This window comes from Pseudomonas sp. NFPP25, from assembly GCF_900116505.1.
Classification (GTDB): Bacteria; Pseudomonadota; Gammaproteobacteria; order Pseudomonadales; family Pseudomonadaceae; genus Aquipseudomonas; species Aquipseudomonas protegens.
In genome coordinates this window covers 226,112-244,576 of sequence record NZ_FPBG01000008.1, presented here as the reverse complement: position 1 = coordinate 244,576, position 18,465 = coordinate 226,112, and the positions used below count along the sequence as shown (strand labels likewise).

Below are 18,465 nucleotides of genomic sequence, written 5' to 3'. Positions count from 1 at the left end.
CATCTTGTTGTCCGTGAAGTGAAGAACAATTACAGGAGAAAAACATGGAGAGTTCCCGCAAGGCGTTCATCGGCTACGTGCACCAGGCCCTGGTGGATGTCGAGGACCGCAACCTGGTGGAGGCCCTGCTGACGGGCTTTGAAAACCACCCCGACAAGCTGGACGGCTACTGCCTGACCTACCAGCGCATGACCTCGCGCAAGTGGTCCGAGGACTCGCTGTGCACCTTTTTCTGCGGCTGGCGCAGCCCGGATGGCGCGGCCCATGCGGTGTCCAGCATCATCGTGCGGCTGCTGCAGGAGTCCGAGGACCTGCCCGGTGATGACAACAAGCTCAAGCTGCTGGAGGCGGCCCGGCACTGCGGCGAGATCATCGTCGAGGACGTCGGCCTGGGCGAGATGCACGGCCATCCCCACCATTCCAAGCTCTACCACCGCATGGCCTCGGCCATCTGCGGCTCGGACAACTGGCGCCTGCAGGACAAGTACCTGAACCCCATCACCAAGGAGTTCTCCACCTGGGTCGGCGAGAAGCGCCCGCTGGCTCCGAACCTGGTGGAAGCCCTGGAGATGATGGCCCTGACCGAGCTGTTCAACACCGGCGAGTACAACCTGATGACACCGCTGTGGAAGAACTGGCTGCGCGAATCCTGCGGTTACCCCGCCGGGGAAGCCAACCGCATCGCCGGCTTCCTCAGCGTTCACTGCGGCGCCGTCGAGGCCCGGCATTTCCGCCACGCCACCGACGCCCTGAAGCTCTACACCCAGGCCACCGGCCAGCAGGTCAACTACCGGCGCATCGCAGCGCTGTCCGATGAGTACGTGCTGCGCGCCTGCCAGCACCTGGAGAAGATGGCCTCCGTACTCAAGGAATAAGCGCCTGCCAACCAGGCCGGGCAGGGCGCCTGCCCGGCACCGCAGGCCGGACCCTCATTCATTTATTGGAGAACTACCCACATGCGTCTTGAATCCGACTCGATGGGTTCCATTTCGGTACCGTCCAACAAGTACTGGGGAGCCCAGACCGAACGCTCCATCCACAACTTCCCCATTGGCCGTGCACGCTTCCAGTGGGGGGCGCCGATGATCCGCAGCATGGGCATCCTGAAGAAGGCCGCGGCCCTGGCCAACCTCAAGCTCGGCGAGCTGCCGGAAGCCATTGCGCTGCCCATCGTCAAGGCGGCGGATGAGGTGATCAGCGGGCAACTGGACGAGCATTTCCCGCTGGTGGTGTTCCAGACCGGTTCCGGCACCCAGTCCAACATGAACGCCAACGAAGTGATCGCCAACCGGGCCATCGAGATGCTCGGCGGCGAGCTGGGCAGCAAGAAGCCGATCCACCCCAACGACCACGTCAACCGTGGCCAGTCGTCCAACGACACCTTCCCCACGGCGATGTACATGGTGGTGGTGACGGAGATCTTCGAAACCCTGCTGCCGGGCGTCTCGGTGCTGCGCGACACGCTGTTCGAGAAGGCCGAGCAGTACCGCGATGTGGTCAAGGTCGGACGCACCCACTTGCAGGACGCCACCCCCATCACCCTGGGCCAGGAGATCGGTGGCTGGGTCGAGCAGATCGACTATGCCCTGGCGGCCATCCAGCACAACCTCACCGGCCTCTACGACCTGGCCATCGGCGGCACGGCGGTGGGCACCGGGCTCAACTCCCACCCGCAGTTCGGCGACGAGTGCGCACGAATCATCGCCGAGCTCACCGGCTACCCGTTCAAGTCCTGCGCCAACAAGTTCTTCGCCCTGTCGGCCCATGACGCGCTGATCAACACCTCGGCGGCGATTCGCACCCTGGCCATGGCCCTGATGAAGATCGCCAACGACGTGCGCTGGCTGGCCAGCGGGCCGCGCTGCGGCATCGGCGAGATCGACATTCCAGAGAACGAGCCGGGCTCCTCGATCATGCCGGGCAAGGTCAACCCGACCCAGTGCGAGGCGCTGACCATGGTCTGTACCCAGGTCTTCGGCAACGACGCCACCGTGGCCTTCGCCGGCAGCCAGGGCAATTTCCAGCTCAACGTCTACAAGCCGGTGATGGTGCACAACGTGCTGGAAAGCATCACCTTGCTGGCCGAGTCCTGCCGGGCCTTCAACGACCACTGCGCGGTGGGCATCGAGCCGAACCGGGCGCGCATCGAGGCCAATATCGAGAAGAACCTGATGCTGGTGACCGCCCTCAACCGCCACATCGGCTATGACAAGGCCGCGATCATCGCCAAGACCGCCCACCACGAGGGCAAGTCGCTGCGGGAAGTGGCCCAGCAGCTGGGCTATGTCTCGGCGGCGGATTTCGACCGCTACGTGGTGGCCCTGGACATGACCCACCCCTGAGCGAACCCGGTGTTCCCCAACCACAAGAGGCGTGTGAATCCCATGCAGGAAGCTGATATTCGCCGAACCAACCTGAGCCAGTTGCTGCGCCGCAAGCGCTGCCTTCGCGTGCTCGAAGCCCACAGCCCGATCTCCGCTCTGCTGGCGGAGCAATCCAGGCTGGAGCGGGGCAGCGGACCGAGCCTGGTCTACGACGCCATCTGGTCCAGCTCCCTTACCGACTCGACCCACAAGGGCCTGCCGGACATCGAGATCCTCTCGCCGAGCAACCGCTTGCACGGCATCCGCGAGATCTTCGATGTGTGTTCGTTGCCGATGATTTTCGACGGCGATACCGGGGGCAAGGCCGAGCACTTCGCCATCCACGTGAAGATGCTGGACCGGGCCGGGGTCTCGGCGGTGGTGATCGAGGACAAGTGCGGGCTGAAGAAGAACTCGCTGTTCGGCAACGCGGTGAGCCAGCTCCAGGACTCCATCGAGGAGTTCTGCGAAAAGATCCGCGTGGGCTGCGCCAACCGCAGCCACGAGGATCTGCTGATCATCGCCCGTTGTGAAAGCCTGATCCTCGACAAGGGCATGGACGATGCCATCGAGCGCTGCCTGGCCTATGTCGCGGCCGGCGCCGACGGGATCATGATCCACAGCCGCAAGAAGGACGGCCTGGAGATCCTCGAGTTCGCCCGGTTGTTCCGCCGCCACTGCCCGCGGGTGCCGCTGATCTGTGTGCCCACCAGCTACGCTCACTTGAGTTTCGACGAGCTGGAGGGGGCCGGCTTCAACGCGGTGATCTACGCCAACCACATGCTGCGCAGTGCCTACATGGCCATGCGTGATGTGGCGGTGGGGATTCTCGAGCATGGCCGGACCCTGGAGGTGGAGCCGCGGTGCCTGGGCATCGACGAGATCCTCGACCTGGTGCCGGGCACCCGTTAGGCACTCGCGGCCAACCCCCTTCGCAGGGCCGTGGAACGGGCGTGCTTTATCCGATTCCACTCCGAGATTCGGAACGTTCTGAATTCAGAATTTTCCTACAGACGCTGTGGGGGGCGCTGTCTAGACTCGCTCCCCGTTCGCCCGGCCAGCTACCACAGGCAACACGCTGAATGGCGGTGGTTGGTCAGGGCGGGCTGCAACACGGCTGTACCTGCCTGCCCGGTCCATGTTTCGCCTACTGCCCAGGCTGACCGGGTTGGTTCTACAGCGTGGGGCACTCATGGCCCCGGTCCCCGCATCCCCCCAACCTCTCATCGCCCCAGCCCCCTGATACCCGGCCATCGCCAGTGGCTCAGGGCAAGGTCTGGGCGCGGGCCAGGCTCGGTGCCTGCGCGCCATCCTCCCAGGCACCACCCAGGGCCCGGAACAGATTTACCTCGGCCAGCAACTGCGCCAGGCGGTCGTTGATCAGCCCTTGCTGGGCGCTGAACAGCGAGCGCTGGGCATCGAGGAACACCAGGTTGCTGTCGACGCCGATGCGGTAGCGGTGCTCGGCCAGGTTGTAGTAGTCCTGGCTGGCCTGCACCAGGCTGTGCTGGGCACTCAGTTGCTGCTGGAAGGTCTGGCGCGCGGCCAGGCCGTCGGCGACTTCCTGGAAGGCGGTCTGGATGGCCTTTTCATACTGGGCGACGCTGATGTCCTTCTGCAGCCGGGCGTAATCCAGGCTGGCCCGCAGGCTGCCGGCATTGAAGATCGGCAGGTTGATCTGCGGCTGGAAGGTCCAGGCCCCGGCACCGCCCTTGAACAGCCCGGACAGCTCCTTGCTGGCGCTGCCGGCGTTGGCGGTCAGGCTGACGCTGGGGAAGAACGCTGCACGGGCCGCGCCTATATTGGCGTTGGCGGCCTGCAACTGGTACTCGGCCTGGAGAATGTCCGGGCGCCGCTGCAACAGGTCCGAGGGCAGGCCCGCAGGCACCTGGGCCAGCATGCCCTCGGCCAGCCCGCGCCGGGGCAGGGCGTCGGGCAGCGGCGCCCCCACCAGCAGCGTCAGGTTGTTCAGGTCCTGGGCCACCTGGCGCTGGTAGCGGGCCAGGCTGGCGCGGGCACTGTCGACGCTGGTGCGGGCCTGGGCCACATCCAGGGCCGAGATCTTGCCGGCGCTGCCATTGCGGGCGGTCAGGCGCAGGCTCTGTTCGTCCGCGGCCAGGGTCTTGCGGGTCAGCTCCAGCAGCTCCTGGTCGGCACACCAGCTCAGGTAGGCCGTGGCGACATTGGCCACCAGGCTCAACTGCGCGCTGCGCCGTGCCTCTTCGCTGGACAGGTAGATCATCAGCGCCTGCTGGCTGAGGCTGCGGATGCGCCCGAAGAAGTCCAGCTCATAGGCACTGATGCCCAGGTTGGCGGAGTAGCTGGAGCTGATCAGTGCCTTGCTGCCGGTCATCTGTTCCGGCAGGCGCTGGCGCTTGCCCGAGACGCCGGCGCTCACCGCCGGGAACAGGTCGGCACGCTGGATGCGGTACTGGGCCTGGTAGGCCGCGACATTCAGCGCCGCCACTCGCAGGTCGCGGTTGTTCTGCAGGGCGCTGTGAATCAATTGCTGCAGCAACGGGTCCTGGAACAGTCCCTGCCAGTCGGCCCCCGGGTTGCCGGCAGCGGGGGCGAAGGCTGCGCCCTGTGGGTACTGGGGCGCCACGGGAGCGGTCGGGCGCTGGTAGTCCGGGGCCAGGGAGCAGCCGCCGAGGGCCAGGGCCAGGGCCGCCAGGGTCAGTGGGGAGTTACGCATTGATCAGCCTCGTGACAAGGACATCCTGATGGCGGACAGCCAGGGGCGTGCGGGCGGTTTCAGGCGCCGACCATCCACTTGGCCAGCCCGTGACGGCCGCTGACCCCGAGCTTGGCGGCGGCGCGCTTGAGGTAGGTTTCCACCGAGCTGTTCTTGACGCTCAGGCGCTGGGCCATTTCCGGCACGGTGCCGCCGGTCAGCAACCCCAGGCAGACTTCCTTTTCCCGCGCCGAGAGGGTGATGTCACCCAGGGACAGGCGCTCATCGAACTCCCGTTGCAGCGGTGTCTGCTGCAAGGCATCGGCGGGCTTGGCACTCCAGCTGCGCAGGTTCTTCAGGGCCTGTTGCCGGTGCAGCTGGGCGTGGCGTTCCAGCAACGGCAGCAGGGTCTGCGACAGGCTCTTGAGAAACGACAGTTCGGACAGGGAAAAACCGCCCTGGTCGGGAGCCCGGTAGAGGGCGATGACACAGCGGCGATTGGCTTTGCGCGAGACCAGGTGGCATTGGTGCGCGGTGGTGCGGGAAGGGCCGCTGCGGGCCTGGGCATTCATTTGAATCAGCAGCGAGTCGTCCATTTCCAGCATTTGCTGCAGCAGCGGGTCATGGCGTCGCGGCGGCTCCGGCAGTGGCAGATCCTTGTGCAGCCCGGCGCGCCCCAGCAGGGTAATGGCCAGGGGGCTGGCCTGGCGTTCGTCCAGGGTCCATTCGCTGAGCACCAGTTGGGTCAGAGGCACCAGCTTGTCCACCAGTTGCAGCATTTCGCTGGCGAACTGCGGGTGGCCGGAGCTGGAAATCAACTGCCCCAGTTCGAAGTAGAAGTGCGGGGTTTCCAGGTTCGCAATACTGCTGGTCAGACTCATATCCTTATCATCCTTGATCGAGACAAATCGCTGATCGACGCGCGCTTGCCGCGGCATGCCGTGGCAGATTCCCGATGAACCTGATCCAGTTCCCGGGCGTTGATTTAAGCCTATGGCTTTGCCTGGCGTCTGTAGGGGGAAACCGGGACATCATGGCCCTGCCAGGGCCTCGCCAAGGCTCTGGGTCAAGCCCTTGCGACGGCCCCGTCGCGCCCGCCGGCGGGGTGTTTCCCGGCGTCAAGGTTGCCCGAGGGGCAAGCCTGCGGTGGAACGCAAAAGCCCTCCGCAGGCCATGAGCGTCGTTCACGCGTAGCCAATTTCCTACAGCCGATTCAGCTGATCAGCAGAGCTGCTGCAACAGCCCGGCGCGGTGCTGCCCGAGGTGGCCGACCGGGGCCGGAACTGTCCGGGTTTCGGGTGACATACAGGCCCTGGGGCCGATGCTTAAATCCGCGGACGCCGGTGCCCGGGCCCATCACATGAGAAGGATCTTATGACGCATTTTTCCGCCGCAGCCGTGGGCGCTTTCGTCGCGCCAGTCACCCCAGCCAGCCACTGCCCGCCATGGGCCGGGCACCCCGCCCGGGGGCGCGCATGAACGCCGGTCCGGTACAGGCCCGGGGCCTGCCGCTGACCGCCGGGCAGCGCGATATCTGGCTCGACCAACTGAGCCGGGGCGACTCGCCGCTGTACAACATCGGCGGCTATGCCGTGCTCAAGGGGCCGTTCCGGCCCGAGCTGATGCAGCGCACCGTGGAGCTGCTGGTGGACAAGCACGACGTGCTGCGCACGGTGCTGTCCCTGGAGGGCAGCGTCGACGGCCTGCCCTTGCAGCACTTCGACCGGCAGTGGCCGGTGGAGCTGGTGTTCCATGACCTGTCCGCGGCGGCCGATCCGCTGGCGGCGGCCCAGGCGCAGATCCGCCGGCAGATGCAGCAGGCGTTCAAGCTCGACGGCGAACGGCTGTGCCGCTTCTCGCTGTTCCGGGTGGGCCCCGAGCATCACCTGATGGAAGTCGAGGCCCATCACCTGATCCTCGACGGCTGGGGGTTCGCCCAGCTGTCCCAGTCCCTGGGCGGGCTCTACAGCGCCCTGGCCAGCGGCGAGGAGCCCCAGGCCACGGCGCCGTCCTTTGTCGACTTCATCGAGGACGACGCCCGCTACCACCAGTCCAGCCGCTATGCCCGGGACCGCGACTACTGGCTGGACAAGTACCAGAGCCTGCCGGAGCCGGTGCTGCGCCCGCGCTACCGGCCCGCCGCCGACGCCGCGACCCCGGGGGCGACCCTGGTCCAGGCGTTCCCCGCGGCCTTGCACGAACGCATGAAGGCCCTGGGCAAGAGCACCGGGGCCTCGGCCTTTCATGTGCTGCTGGCGGCGCTGCATGTGTACTTCACCCGCACCCTGCAACGGGACGAATGGGTCCTGGGCATGCCGGTGCTGAACCGCCCCAATGCGGCCTTCAAGGTGACCCTGGGTTCCTTCACCCAGGTCAGCGCGGTGCGCATGGACTTCGGCCGCGAACTGAGCTTCGAGGCCCTGGTGGGGGCGGTGCGCGATGTACTGAAACAGGACTTCCGCCACCAGCGCTTTCCCCTGAGCGAACTCAACCGCGCCCTCGGCCTGCTGCGCGAAGACCGCGCGCAGCTGTTCGAGCTGTCGCTGTCCTACGAACTGGAAGACCTGGACTACCGCTACGGCGAGGCGGCGGCCTCATCGGTGAAAGTCTCCAACCGCCACGAGCCCACGCCCCTGGCCATCCACCTGCGCAGCAACAGCTTCGATGACAGCGCCTGGATGCACTACGTCTACGACTCGGCGTATTTCCAGCCCGAGGAAATCGAGGCCCTGGCCGCGCGCCTGCTGCATGTGCTGGAGCAGGGGCTGGACAATGTGCAACTGCCGGTGGCCCGCTTCTCCCTGCTGCCTGCCGCCGAGCTGCGCCGCTTGCAGGCCTGGAACGCCAACGAACAGCCAGCCGCCGCCGAACAGCGGATTCACGCCCGGGTTGCAGCCTGGGCCCGGCGCACGCCCCAGGCCATTGCCCTGGTCGCCCAGGGCCAGGCCCTCAGCTATGGACAGCTCGACCGCCGGGCCAACGCCCTAGCCCTGTACCTGCGCGAGCTGGGAGTGGGGCCGGATGCGCGGGTGGCCATTGTCGCCCGGCGCAGCCCGGAAACCCTGGTGGGGCTGCTGGCGATTCTCAAGGCCGGCGCGGGCTATGTGCCCCTGGACCCGGCCCATCCGACTGAGCGCCTGGCCTTCCTGCTGCACGACAGCGCGCCGCGGGCGGTGTTGACCCAGGGCGCCCTGCGCCAGTGCCTGCCGACGCTGAACGTGCCGCTGATCGACCTCGACAACGGCCAGTGGCTGGACGGCCCGGGCGAGATTGCCGAGGCCGCCGGGCTGACCGCCGAGCACCTGGCCTACGTGATCTACACCTCCGGCTCCACCGGCCAGCCCAAGGGCGTGATGGTGGAGCACCAGAGCCTGTCGAACCTGGTGGACTGGCATGGCCGGGCTTTCGACCTCCAGGCTGGCAGCCACACCTCATGCCTTGCCGGTTTCGGCTTCGATGCCATGGCCTGGGAAGTCTGGCCGGCCCTGTGCGCCGGGGCGACCCTGCACCTGGCGCCGGTCAGCGACGGCCCCGAGGAGCTGGACCGCCTGCTGGCCTGGTGGCGCGCCCAGCCGCTGGAGGTGAGCTTTCTGCCGACCCCGGTGGCCGAGTACGCCCTCAGCCAGCAACTGGGCCACCCGACCCTGCGCACCTTGCTGATCGGCGGCGACCGCCTGCGCCAGTTGCCTGCTGACCCCGGGTTTGCCGTGATCAACAACTACGGCCCCACCGAGGCCACGGTGGTCGCCACTTCCGGTGCCATCGAGGCCGGGCAGGCCCTGCATATCGGCCGGCCCATCGCCAATACCCGGATCTACCTGCTGGATGAACAGCAGCAACTGCTGCCCATCGGCGTGCCCGGCGAGCTCTATGTGGGCGGTGGCGGGGTGGCCCGGGGTTACCTCAACCGCGATGGGATGAATGCCGGACGCTTCCTTGCGGACCCCTTCAGCGACCGTCCCGGCGCGCGCATGTACCGCAGCGGCGACCTGGCTCGCTGGCGGGAGGACGGCAGCCTGGAATACCTGGGGCGCAACGACGATCAGGTGAAGATCCGCGGCCTGCGCATCGAGCTGGGGGAAATCGAGACCCGCCTGGGGGATCACCCGGCAGTGCGCGAGGCGCTGGTCCAGGCCCGGGACGGTCAGTTGCTGGCCTGGTTCATTCCGCGCCAGGCGGTCACGGCCCTGCAACTGCGGGAATTTCTGCGCCAGCAGTTGCCGGAGTACATGTTGCCCATGGCCTACGTACCGCTCGACGCCTGGCCGCTGACCGGCAACGGCAAGCTGGACCGCCGGGCGCTGCCGGCGCCGGGGCCCGAGGACCTGATCAGCCGCGCCTACGAGGCGCCCCAGGGCCCGCTGGAAATCACCCTGGCCGGGCTCTGGAGCGAGCTGCTGCAGGTGGAGCAGGTGGGCCGCCACGATCACTTCTTCGAACTGGGCGGGCATTCGCTGCTGGCCCTGCAACTGATCCAGCGCATGGCCCAGGCCGGCCTGCAGGCCGATGTGCGGGTGCTGTTCGGCCAGCCGACCCTGGCCAGTCTCGCTGCGGCGGTGAGCACCGGGCAGGTCGTCGAGGTCCCGGCCAACCGCGTCCCGCCCGACTGCCAGCGCATCACCCCGGCGATGCTGCCCTTGGTGGAGCTGGACCAGGACAGCATCGACCGGGTGGTGGCCTGCATCCCCGGCGGCGCTGCCAATGTGCAGGACATCTACCCCCTGGCGCCGTTGCAGGAGGGCCTGCTCTATCACCACATGACCGCCGCCCGCGATCCCTACCAGCAGCACGCGCTGTTCGCCTTCGCCCGGCGCGAGGACCTGGACGCCTTCGCCCTGGCGCTGCAGGCAGTGATCGAGCGCCACGACATCCTGCGCACCAGCCTGGTCTGGGACGTGCTGGAGCAGCCGCTGCAGGTGGTCTGGCGCCAGGCACGGCTGACGGTGCAAGAGTGGCAGGGCGGGCCCGGCGGCCATGTAGCGGATCGACTGCGCGAGCACTTCGACCCGCAGCACAACCCGCTGGATATCCGCCAGGCGCCGATGCTGGCCCTGGCCTGGGCCGAGGACCGGGCCAATGGGCGCTGGATCGGCCTGCTGCGCTTCCATCACCTGGTCAACGACGCCACCAGTACCGCGGTGCTGCTGGCGGAAATCGCCGCCCATGTGCAAGGCCGGCAAGCCAGCCTGGCGCCGGCCTATGCCTACCGTGACTACGTGGCTCGCACGCGCCAGGGGCAGGCCGCCCACAAGGCGTTCTTCGAGGCCGGCCTGGGCACGGTGGACGAGCCGACCCTGGCCTTCGAACTGCAGGAACGGCCCGGGGAACAACTGGACCTGCAGCACGCCAGCGGCCTGCTGGAAGCCGAGCTTGGCCAGCGCCTGCGGACCCAGGTGCGCCAGCTCGGGGTCAGCGCCGCCAGCCTGTTTCACCTGGCCTGGGCCCTGGTACTGGGGCGTACCAGCGGCCGTGAGGACGTGCTCTTCGGCAGTGTATTGCTGGGCCGCCTGCAAGCCGGGGCGGGGGCCGACCGGGCCCTGGGCATGTTCATCAACACCTTGCCACTGCGCCTGGAGCTGGCGGGGCTGACGGTGGCCGAGGGGCTGGGCCAGGCCCAGCAGCGCCTCAGTGCCTTGCTCGCCCACGAGCAGGCGCCGCTGTCCCTGGCCCAGCGCTGCAGCGCGGTGGCGGCGCCGACCCCGCTGTTCAATGCCTTGCTCAACTATCGCCACAACCTCGGCGGCGACCTGTTGCAGGGTTTGCCTGGGGTCGAGTTGCTGAGCAGCGAAGAGGTGCTCAGCTACCCGCTGATGCTGGCGGTGGACGACCTGGAACCGGGTTTCCGCCTGGGCTGCCGGGCCCCGCGGCGGATCGGCGCGCAACGCCTGCTGGGCTACCTGAGCACCGCTCTCGAAGCGCTGGTGCTGGCCCTGGAACAGGCGCCGCAGACGCCGTTGCACAGCCTGTCGATCCTGCCGCCGGTGGAGTCGCGCTACCTGCTGCAAACGCTCAATGCCACCCGTTCGCAATACCCGCGGGAGCTGACCCTGCATGCCCTGTTCGAGGCCCAGGTGCGACGCACGCCCGAGGCCATTGCACTGCAGGCCGGCGCGCGGCAACTGAGCTACCGGCAGCTCAACCAGCGCGCCAACCAGCTGGCCCATTACCTGCGCGAGCAGGGTGTGGGGCCGGATGTGCGAGTCGGGCTCTGCGTGCAGCGCAGCCCGGAACTGCTGATCGGCCTGTTGGGCATCCTCAAGGCCGGCGGTGCCTATGTGCCCCTGGACCCGGACTACCCGCTGGAGCGCCTGCGCTACCTGGTGCAGGACAGCCAGCCACTGGCGGTGCTGGTGCACCAGCCGACCCGCGAGCTGCTGGGCCCGCTGCCCCTGTCGCTGATCGACTTCGACCGCAGTACCTGGGAGCAGGCGCCGCAGCATGATCCCGTGGTGGCAGGGCTGACGGTTTCGCACCTGGCCTACGTGATCTACACCTCGGGTTCCACCGGTACACCCAAGGGGGTGATGGTGGAGCACCGCGGCTTGGGCAACCTGATGCACTGGAGTTCGCAGCTGTGTGGCGAGCGGGCCCGGGGTACCCTGCTGCAAAAGGCGCCGTTCAGTTTCGACGGCTCGGTCTGGGAGCTGTTCTGGCCCCTGGTCACCGGCATGCGCCTGTTGCTGGCGCGGCCCGACGGCCAGCGCGATCCGCTGTATCTGGCGCAATTGGTGCGCGAGGAGCAGGTGAGCATGATCAAGTTCGTGCCGGCCATGCTCCTGCAATTTCTGCAGCTGGAAGAGGCCGGCCAGTGCCACAGCCTGACCGATGTGTTCTGCGGCGGCGGCGAGCTGACCGAAGCGATTGCCCGGCTGTTCCGCCAGCGCCTGCCCGGGGCCCGTTTGCACAACGTCTACGGCCCCACCGAGGCCACCGTGGACAGCAGCGCCTGGACCCTGGAGCCCGGGGCGGCGGTGCCGCCGGTGCAACTGCCGATCGGCAAGGCCATCACCAACACCCGGCTGTATGTGCTGGATGCCCATGACCAGCCGGTGCCCCAGGGCGTCAGCGGCCAGCTGCACATTGGCGGGGTCGGGGTTGCCCGGGGTTACCTGGGCTTGCCGCAGTTGCAGGCCGAGCGCTTTATCGACAGCCCCTTCGTCGCCGGCGACCGGCTGTACCGCAGCGGTGACCGGGTGCGCTACAACGCTGACGGCGACCTGGAGTTCCTCGGGCGCAACGACTTCCAGGTCAAGCTGCGGGGGCTGCGCCTGGAGCTGGGGGAAATCGAGGCGCGGCTGGCCAGCCACCCGGCCCTGCGCGAGGTGGCGGTGCTGATGCGTGGCGAGCGCCTGGTGGCCTATTTCAGCCTGCACCCCGGGGTGGCGGCGCCGGGGATCGAGGCGCTGCGGGCTCATGTCCTGGAGCGTCTGCCGGAGTACATGGTGCCGGCAGCCTATGTGCAACTGGCGGCGCTGCCCCTGAGCGCCAACGGCAAGCTGGCGCGAGATGCACTGCCGGAGCCGGGCCTGGAAGCGGTGCTGAGCCGCGATTTCGAGCCGCCCCAGGGGCCGCTTGAAACCACCCTGGCGCGGCTCTGGGCCGAGGTGCTGCAAGTGGAGCGGGTAGGGCGCCACGACCACTTCTTCGAACTGGGCGGGCATTCCCTGCTGGCGGTCAGCCTGGTGGCGCGGATGCGCCAGGAAGGCCTGCACGCCGATGCCCGCCTGTTGTTCAGCCAGCCGACCCTGGCGGCGCTGGCGGCCCATACCCTGGGCCAGTTGCAGCGCCTGGAGATTCCCGCTACCACCATCCCCCAGCTCAAGCGCCAGCGGCGTCTCTGAGGTCGCTGCAAGTGCTTTTCCCCGCGCCGGCCCCAGGGCCGGCGCGGGCCGTGGTGCCTCAGCGGGACAGGCCCCGCGCCATGTCCCGGCTTCCCATGTCAGCCCCGCTGCGGCGGATGTTTTAGCGTCTGCGAGCTGCCAGCAAGCCTGGCGGGCTCACTGTCCCTGGTGCTTTTTGCGCAACGGCGCGACAGCCCCGCGCGGTGCCTGGCAGCGGCGCTTGTCGCCCGTCCGGGCAGCGGGGCGCCGGTGAAAGGTTGCATCTGAAACAAGGACGTTCTCTTCAACCGTTTCCGAATTCTCAGGCAGGTTACAAGATGCAGTTCAGCGAATTGATGGCAGTGCTTTCGACCCTGGCGATCCGTCTTCAACGGGAACAGGAAGACCTGCTCGTCCAGGGCGATGACGAGGCGCTGGACGACGGGCTCTGGGACAGTCTGGTGCAGCACAAGGCCCGGCTCCTGGAACTGCTCGACGGCCAGGGCGGCAGCTGGCTGAGCCCGGCCTTCAGGATCACCCCGGACATGCTGCCCCTGGTGCAGCTGGACCCGCCCGCTATCGAGCGCATCGTCGCCGCAGTGCCCGGTGGCGCCGCCAACGTGCAGGACATCTACCCCCTGGCGCCGCTGCAGGAGGGCATGCTCTATCACCATTTGTCCGCCGCCCAGGGCGACCCCTATGTGCTGCAGGCGCGCTTCGCCTTTGCCAGTGCCGAGCGACGGCAAGCCTTCGCCGAAGCCTTGCAATGGGTCATCGACCGCCACGACATCCTGCGTACCGCCATCGCCTGGGAAAGCCTGGATGAGCCGTTGCAGGTGGTCTGGCGCCAGGCGCCGCTGGTGATCGAGGCCGTGGCGCTGGACCCGGCCGACGGCGATGTGCTCGGCCAGTTGCAGGCCCGCTACGACTCCCGGCACTTTCGCCTGGACCTGCGTCAGGCGCCGCTGCTGCGCCTGGTGCACGCCGAGGACCCGGCCAACCAGCGCCAGGTGGCGCTGCTGCTGTTCCATCACCTGGCCCTGGATCACTCCGCGCTGGACCTGGTACGCCAGGAAATCCACGCCCGCCTGCAAGGGCACAGCGAGCGCCTGCCGGCCCCGGTACCGTTTCGCAACCATCTGGCCCAGGCCCTGGCAAGCCGCAGCGAGGCGGCCCACGAACGCTTCTTTCGCGAGATGCTCGGCGATATCGACGAGCCGACCCTGCCGTGCGGCCTGGGGGATGTGCAGGGCGCCGGGCGGGTGATCGAAGAGGCTCGGCTGACCCTGGACCGCGAGCTCAGCCAGCGCCTGCGGGCCCAGGCCCGGCAGCTGGGGGTGAGCAGCGCCAGCCTGATGCACCTGGCCCTGGCCCGGGTGCTGGGCCAGTTGTCGGGGCGCGAAGCGGTGGTGTTCGGCACCGTGCTGCTGGGCCGCATGGAGGCCGGCGAAGGCGGCGAGCGGGCCCTGGGCATGTTCATCAACACCTTGCCGCTGCGGGTGGATGTCGGCGCCCAGGGCGTGCGCGCCGGGGTCCTGGCCACCCATCAGCGGCTCAGTGCCTTGCTCGCCCATGAGCATGCGTCCCTGGCCCTGGCCCAGCGCTGCAGCGGGGTCAGTGCGCCGACGCCGCTGTTCAGCGCCATGCTCAACTACCGCCACAGCCACGCCGCCGATGGCGCCCAGGTGCAGGAGGTGGCCCCGGGCATCCAGGTGCTGGGCGCCGAAGAGCGCACCAACTACCCGCTGACCATCAACATCGATGACCTGGGAGAGGATTTTTGCATCACCGCCCTGGTGGATCGGCAACTGGGCGCCGAGCGCATCGCCGGCTACCTGCTGACCGCCCTGGAGAGCCTGGCCCTGGCCTTGCAGAGCACTCCGCAGGCACCGCTGTACAGCCTGGAGATGCTCCCGGCCAGCGAGCGCCGCTACCTGTTGCAGGGCCTGAACACGCCGCTGGGGCACTACCCGGACAGCCCGCTGATCCACCAGCAGGTGGAAGCCCAGGCCCGGGTCCAGCCCGAGGCCCCGGCGCTGCTGTTCGGCGAGCTGCGGCTGAGCTACGGCGAGCTCAACCGGCGCGCCAACCAGGTGGCCCACCGTTTGCTGGCGCTGGGTGTACGCCCGGACCAGCGGGTGGCGATCTGTGTCGAGCGCGGCGTGGAAATGATCGTCGGCCTGCTGGGCATCCTCAAGGCCGGCGGCGCCTACGTGCCCATCGACCCGGCCTACCCCCGCGAGCGCATCGCCTACACCCTGCAGGACAGCGACCCGGTGGCGCTGCTGGTGCAGGCCGGCACCCAGTCCCTGGTGGCCGACCTGCGGGTGCCGCTGATCGACCTCGACAGCCGCACCCTGGCCCATGAAGCCCAGGAGGACCCCGAAGTGCCGGGGCTGACCCCGGCCCACCTGGCCTATGTGATTTACACCTCGGGCTCCACCGGCCTGCCCAAGGGGGTGATGGTGGAGCACCGCAACGTGGCCCGGCTGTTCAGCGCCACCCGCGACTGGTTCGACTTCAACTGGCGGGACGTGTGGGCGCTGTTCCATTCCTTCGCCTTCGATTTCTCGGTGTGGGAGATCTGGGGGGCGCTGGTGCATGGCGGCCAGTTGCTGGTGGTGCCCCAGGCCGTCAGCCGTTCGCCGGATGACTGCTACCGGCTGCTCTGCGAAGCCCGGGTGAGCATCCTCAACCAGACCCCCAGCGCCTTCCGTTCGCTGATCGCGGCCCAGGACCAGAGCCCCCTCAAGCACTCTCTGCGCCAGGTGATCTTCGGCGGCGAGGCCCTGGAACCGGGGATGCTCAAGCCCTGGTATGCCCACCTGGAAAACGTCGGCACCCAGCTGGTGAACATGTACGGCATCACCGAAACCACGGTGCACGTGACCTATCGCCCGTTGCAGGCGGCGGATGCCCAGCTGGTGGGCAGCAGCCCCATCGGCCGGCGCATTCCCGACCTGCAACTGTATGTGCTCGATGCCCACCGCGAGCCGCTGCCCAGCGGCGTGGTGGGTGAGTTGTATGTGGGCGGCGCCGGGGTTGCCCGGGGCTACCTCAACCGCGATCAGCTGACCGCCGAGCGCTTTATCGCCGACCCCTTCAGCCACGAGCCGGGGGCGCGGCTGTACAAGACCGGTGACCTGGCGCGCTGGCGCAGCGACGGCAGCCTGGAGTACCTCGGGCGCAACGATGACCAGGTGAAGATCCGCGGCTTTCGCATCGAGCTGGGGGAGATCGAGGCCCGCCTGGCGGCCTGCGACGGCGTGCGCGAAGCGGTAGTGATCGCCCGGGAAGACACCCCGGGGGACAAGCGCCTGGTGGCCTATGTGATCCCCCGGCCGGGGGCCGCTGCCAGCGCTGCGCAACTGCGCGAGCAACTGCAACAGAGCCTGGCCGAGCACATGCTGCCCAGCGCCTTTGTGACGTTGCAGGCCTGGCCCCTGACCCCCAATGGCAAGCTCGACCGCAAGGCCCTGCCGGCGCCGGACGGCCAGGCCCTGGCCCGGCGTGAATATGCAGCGCCCCAGGGCGAGGTGGAACAGGCCATCGCGGCGATCTGGCAAGAGCTGCTGGGCTTGCCGCAGGTCGGGCGCCAGGACAACTTCTTCGAGCTGGGCGGGCACTCGCTGCTGGCGGTCAAGCTGATGGAGCGCATGCGCCAGGTGGGCCTGTGCGCCGATGTGCGGGTGCTGTTCGGCCAGCCGACCCTGGCCGCGCTGGCGGCGACCGTGGGCGGGCAGCGCGAGGTGCAGGTGCCGGCCAACCGCATCGCCGCCGATTGCCGCCACATCACCCCGGACCTGCTGCCCCTGGCGGACCTCGATCAGGCCGCCATCGACCGGCTGCTGGCGCGGGTGCCCGGCGGCGCCGCCAACGTCCAGGACATCTATGCCCTGGCGCCCTTGCAGGCGGGGATCCTCTATCACCACCTGAGCAGCGCCGAGGGCGATCCCTATGTGCTCCAGGTGCAGTTCGAATTTGCCGGCGAAGACGCCCTGCAAACCTTCACCCTGGCCTTGCAGCAGGTCATCGCGCGCCACGACATCCTGCGCAGCAGCATGGCCTGGGAAGGCCTGGAACAGCCGGTGCAGGTGGTCTGGCGCCAGGCGCCCCTGGACATTCAGGTGGTCGAGACGGACCCGGCCCAGGGCCCGGTGCTGGAGCAGCTGCAGGCGCGTTTCGACCCCCGTCGCTACCGCCTGGACCTGAGCCGGGCGCCGCTGCTGCAACTGGCCTGCGCCGCGGACCCGGGGCAGCAGCGCTGGCTGGGCCTGCTGTTGTTCCACCACCTGGCCCTGGACCACAGCTCCCTGGAGGTGTTGGTGGAGGAGATCAGCGCGGTGCTGCAGGGCGCCGCCGCGCAGTTGCCGGCGCCGGCACCGTACCGCAACTATGTGGCCCAGGCGCGCCTGGGCCATGGTGAGGAGCAGCACCAGGCGTTCTTCCGCGAGATGCTGGCGGACATCGACGAGCCGACCCTGGCCTTCGGCCTGCAGGACGTGCAGCGCGACGGCAGCGGCATCCGGGAGCGTCAACTGCGCCTCGACCCGGCGCTGTGCCGGCGCCTGCGGGAACAGGCGCGGCACCTGGGAGTGAGCCTGGCCAGCCTGCTGCACCTGGCCTGGGGCCGGGTGCTGGGGCAACTGGCGGGCCGCGATGACGTGGTGTTCGGCACCGTGCTGCTGGGAAGGATGCAGGGCGGCGCCGGTGCCGACCGGGCCCTGGGCATGTTCATCAACACCTTGCCGTTGCGGGTCAGTGTAGGGGAGCAGGGTGTGGCCGAGGCCTTGCGCGCCACCCACGCCCGGCTGGCCCGATTGCTGGGCCACGAGCACGCCTCCCTGGCCCTGGCCCAGCGCTGCAGCGGCGTGCCGGCATCGCTGCCCCTGTTCAACAGCCTGCTCAACTACCGCCACAGCGCTGCCGACACCGCGCAGCAGGGGCCGGCGAGCTGGGAGGGGATCCGCGTGCTCGACTCCCGGGAGCGCAGCAATTATCCCCTGGCGCTGAATATCGACGATGACGCCCACGGCCTGCGCCTGACCGTGCAGGCCGTGGCGCAGGTGGACGGCGATCGGGTCTGTGGCTACCTGCAGTGCGTGCTGGAACACCTCGCCCAAGCCTTGGAGCAAACCCCGGCCCTGGCCCTGGAGAACATCCCGGTACTGCCGGCGGCCGAGCGCCGCCAGGTATTGCTGGAGTTCAATGCCAGCACCCGCGATTACCCGCGCCAGCACACCGTGCACCGGCTGTTCGAGGCCCAGGCCCAGGCCCACCCGCAGCGGGTGGCGGCGGTCGAAGGCCAGGCGCAGCTCAGCTACGGCGAGCTCAATACCCGGGCCAACCAGTTGGCCCGGCACCTGCTGGAGCTCGGGCTGCAGCCCGGCGACCGGGTGGCGATCCTGCTGCCCCGTTCCCTGGACCTGCTGGTGAGCCAACTGGCCGTCTGCAAATGCGCCGCGGCCTATGTGCCCCTGGATATCAACGCCCCGGCCCAGCGCCAGGCCTTCATGGTGGAAGACAGCGCCAGCGTGCTGCTGCTCAGCCGCAGCGACCAGGTGCTTGCGTGCCCGGCCAGAAGGGTCGACCTGGACCGCCTGCAACT

At 68.5% G+C, this 18,465-nt stretch carries 7 protein-coding genes (1 of these 7 running past the window's edge); 5 read left to right on the top strand and 2 right to left on the bottom strand.

Annotated elements, in window-relative coordinates:
• The first annotated feature begins 44 nt into the window (after positions 1-44).
• The 3 genes from BM382_RS28470 to aepX all read left to right on the top strand — a co-directional run bounded on the left by BM382_RS28470 (position 45) and on the right by aepX (position 3,275).
• Positions 45-875, top strand: coding sequence for a hypothetical protein (locus tag BM382_RS28470; RefSeq protein WP_011060440.1), 831 nt, complete (start codon positions 45-47; stop codon positions 873-875).
• A gap of 81 nt (positions 876-956) precedes the next feature.
• Entirely contained in the window at positions 957-2,342 is a 1,386-nt protein-coding gene (gene fumC / locus BM382_RS28465) for a class II fumarate hydratase (RefSeq protein ID WP_011060441.1), read from the top strand.
• 42 nt (positions 2,343-2,384) lie between these two features.
• Complete coding sequence (aepX, locus tag BM382_RS28460) at positions 2,385-3,275, top strand: phosphoenolpyruvate mutase (RefSeq protein ID WP_011060442.1); 891 nt, start codon at positions 2,385-2,387, stop codon at positions 3,273-3,275.
• 352 nt (positions 3,276-3,627) lie between these two features.
• Here the strand turns inward: aepX and BM382_RS28455 are convergent, their stop codons facing one another.
• Together BM382_RS28455 and BM382_RS28450 are read right to left on the bottom strand one after the other, a co-directional pair.
• Positions 3,628-5,058: an efflux transporter outer membrane subunit gene (locus tag BM382_RS28455; protein WP_072444803.1), complete on the bottom strand. Its 1,431-nt coding sequence runs from the start codon at positions 5,056-5,058 to the stop codon at positions 3,628-3,630.
• A 59-nt stretch (positions 5,059-5,117) separates the two neighbouring features.
• Positions 5,118-5,918, bottom strand: a complete 801-nt coding sequence (locus tag BM382_RS28450; RefSeq protein ID WP_011060444.1) for a helix-turn-helix transcriptional regulator — start codon at positions 5,916-5,918, stop codon at positions 5,118-5,120.
• A gap of 594 nt (positions 5,919-6,512) precedes the next feature.
• Here BM382_RS28450 and ofaA point away from each other — a divergent pair.
• Together ofaA and ofaB are read left to right on the top strand one after the other, a co-directional pair.
• Positions 6,513-12,878: an orfamide A non-ribosomal peptide synthetase OfaA gene (gene ofaA / locus BM382_RS28445; protein ID WP_072444801.1), complete on the top strand. Its 6,366-nt coding sequence runs from the start codon at positions 6,513-6,515 to the stop codon at positions 12,876-12,878.
• A 317-nt stretch (positions 12,879-13,195) separates the two neighbouring features.
• Positions 13,196-18,465, top strand: the beginning of a protein-coding gene (gene ofaB, locus BM382_RS28440) for an orfamide A non-ribosomal peptide synthetase OfaB (RefSeq protein WP_072444799.1). 7,834 nt of this gene lie beyond the right edge of the window; the window shows 5,270 of its 13,104 coding nt (coding positions 1-5,270); its start codon is at positions 13,196-13,198; the stop codon falls past the right edge of the window.

Bases quoted from the DNA above. Each gene is read 5' to 3' on its own strand.
- BM382_RS28470 (WP_011060440.1), top strand. From the start codon at position 45: ATGGAGAGTTCCCGCAAGGCGTTCATCGGCTACGTGCACCAGGCCCTG.
- aepX (WP_011060442.1), top strand. From the start codon at position 2,385: ATGCAGGAAGCTGATATTCGCCGAACCAACCTGAGCCAGTTGCTGCGC.
- fumC (WP_011060441.1), top strand. From the start codon at position 957: ATGCGTCTTGAATCCGACTCGATGGGTTCCATTTCGGTACCGTCCAAC.
- ofaA (WP_072444801.1), top strand. From the start codon at position 6,513: ATGAACGCCGGTCCGGTACAGGCCCGGGGCCTGCCGCTGACCGCCGGG.
- BM382_RS28455 (WP_072444803.1), bottom strand. From the start codon at position 5,058: ATGCGTAACTCCCCACTGACCCTGGCGGCCCTGGCCCTGGCCCTCGGC.
- BM382_RS28450 (WP_011060444.1), bottom strand. From the start codon at position 5,918: ATGAGTCTGACCAGCAGTATTGCGAACCTGGAAACCCCGCACTTCTAC.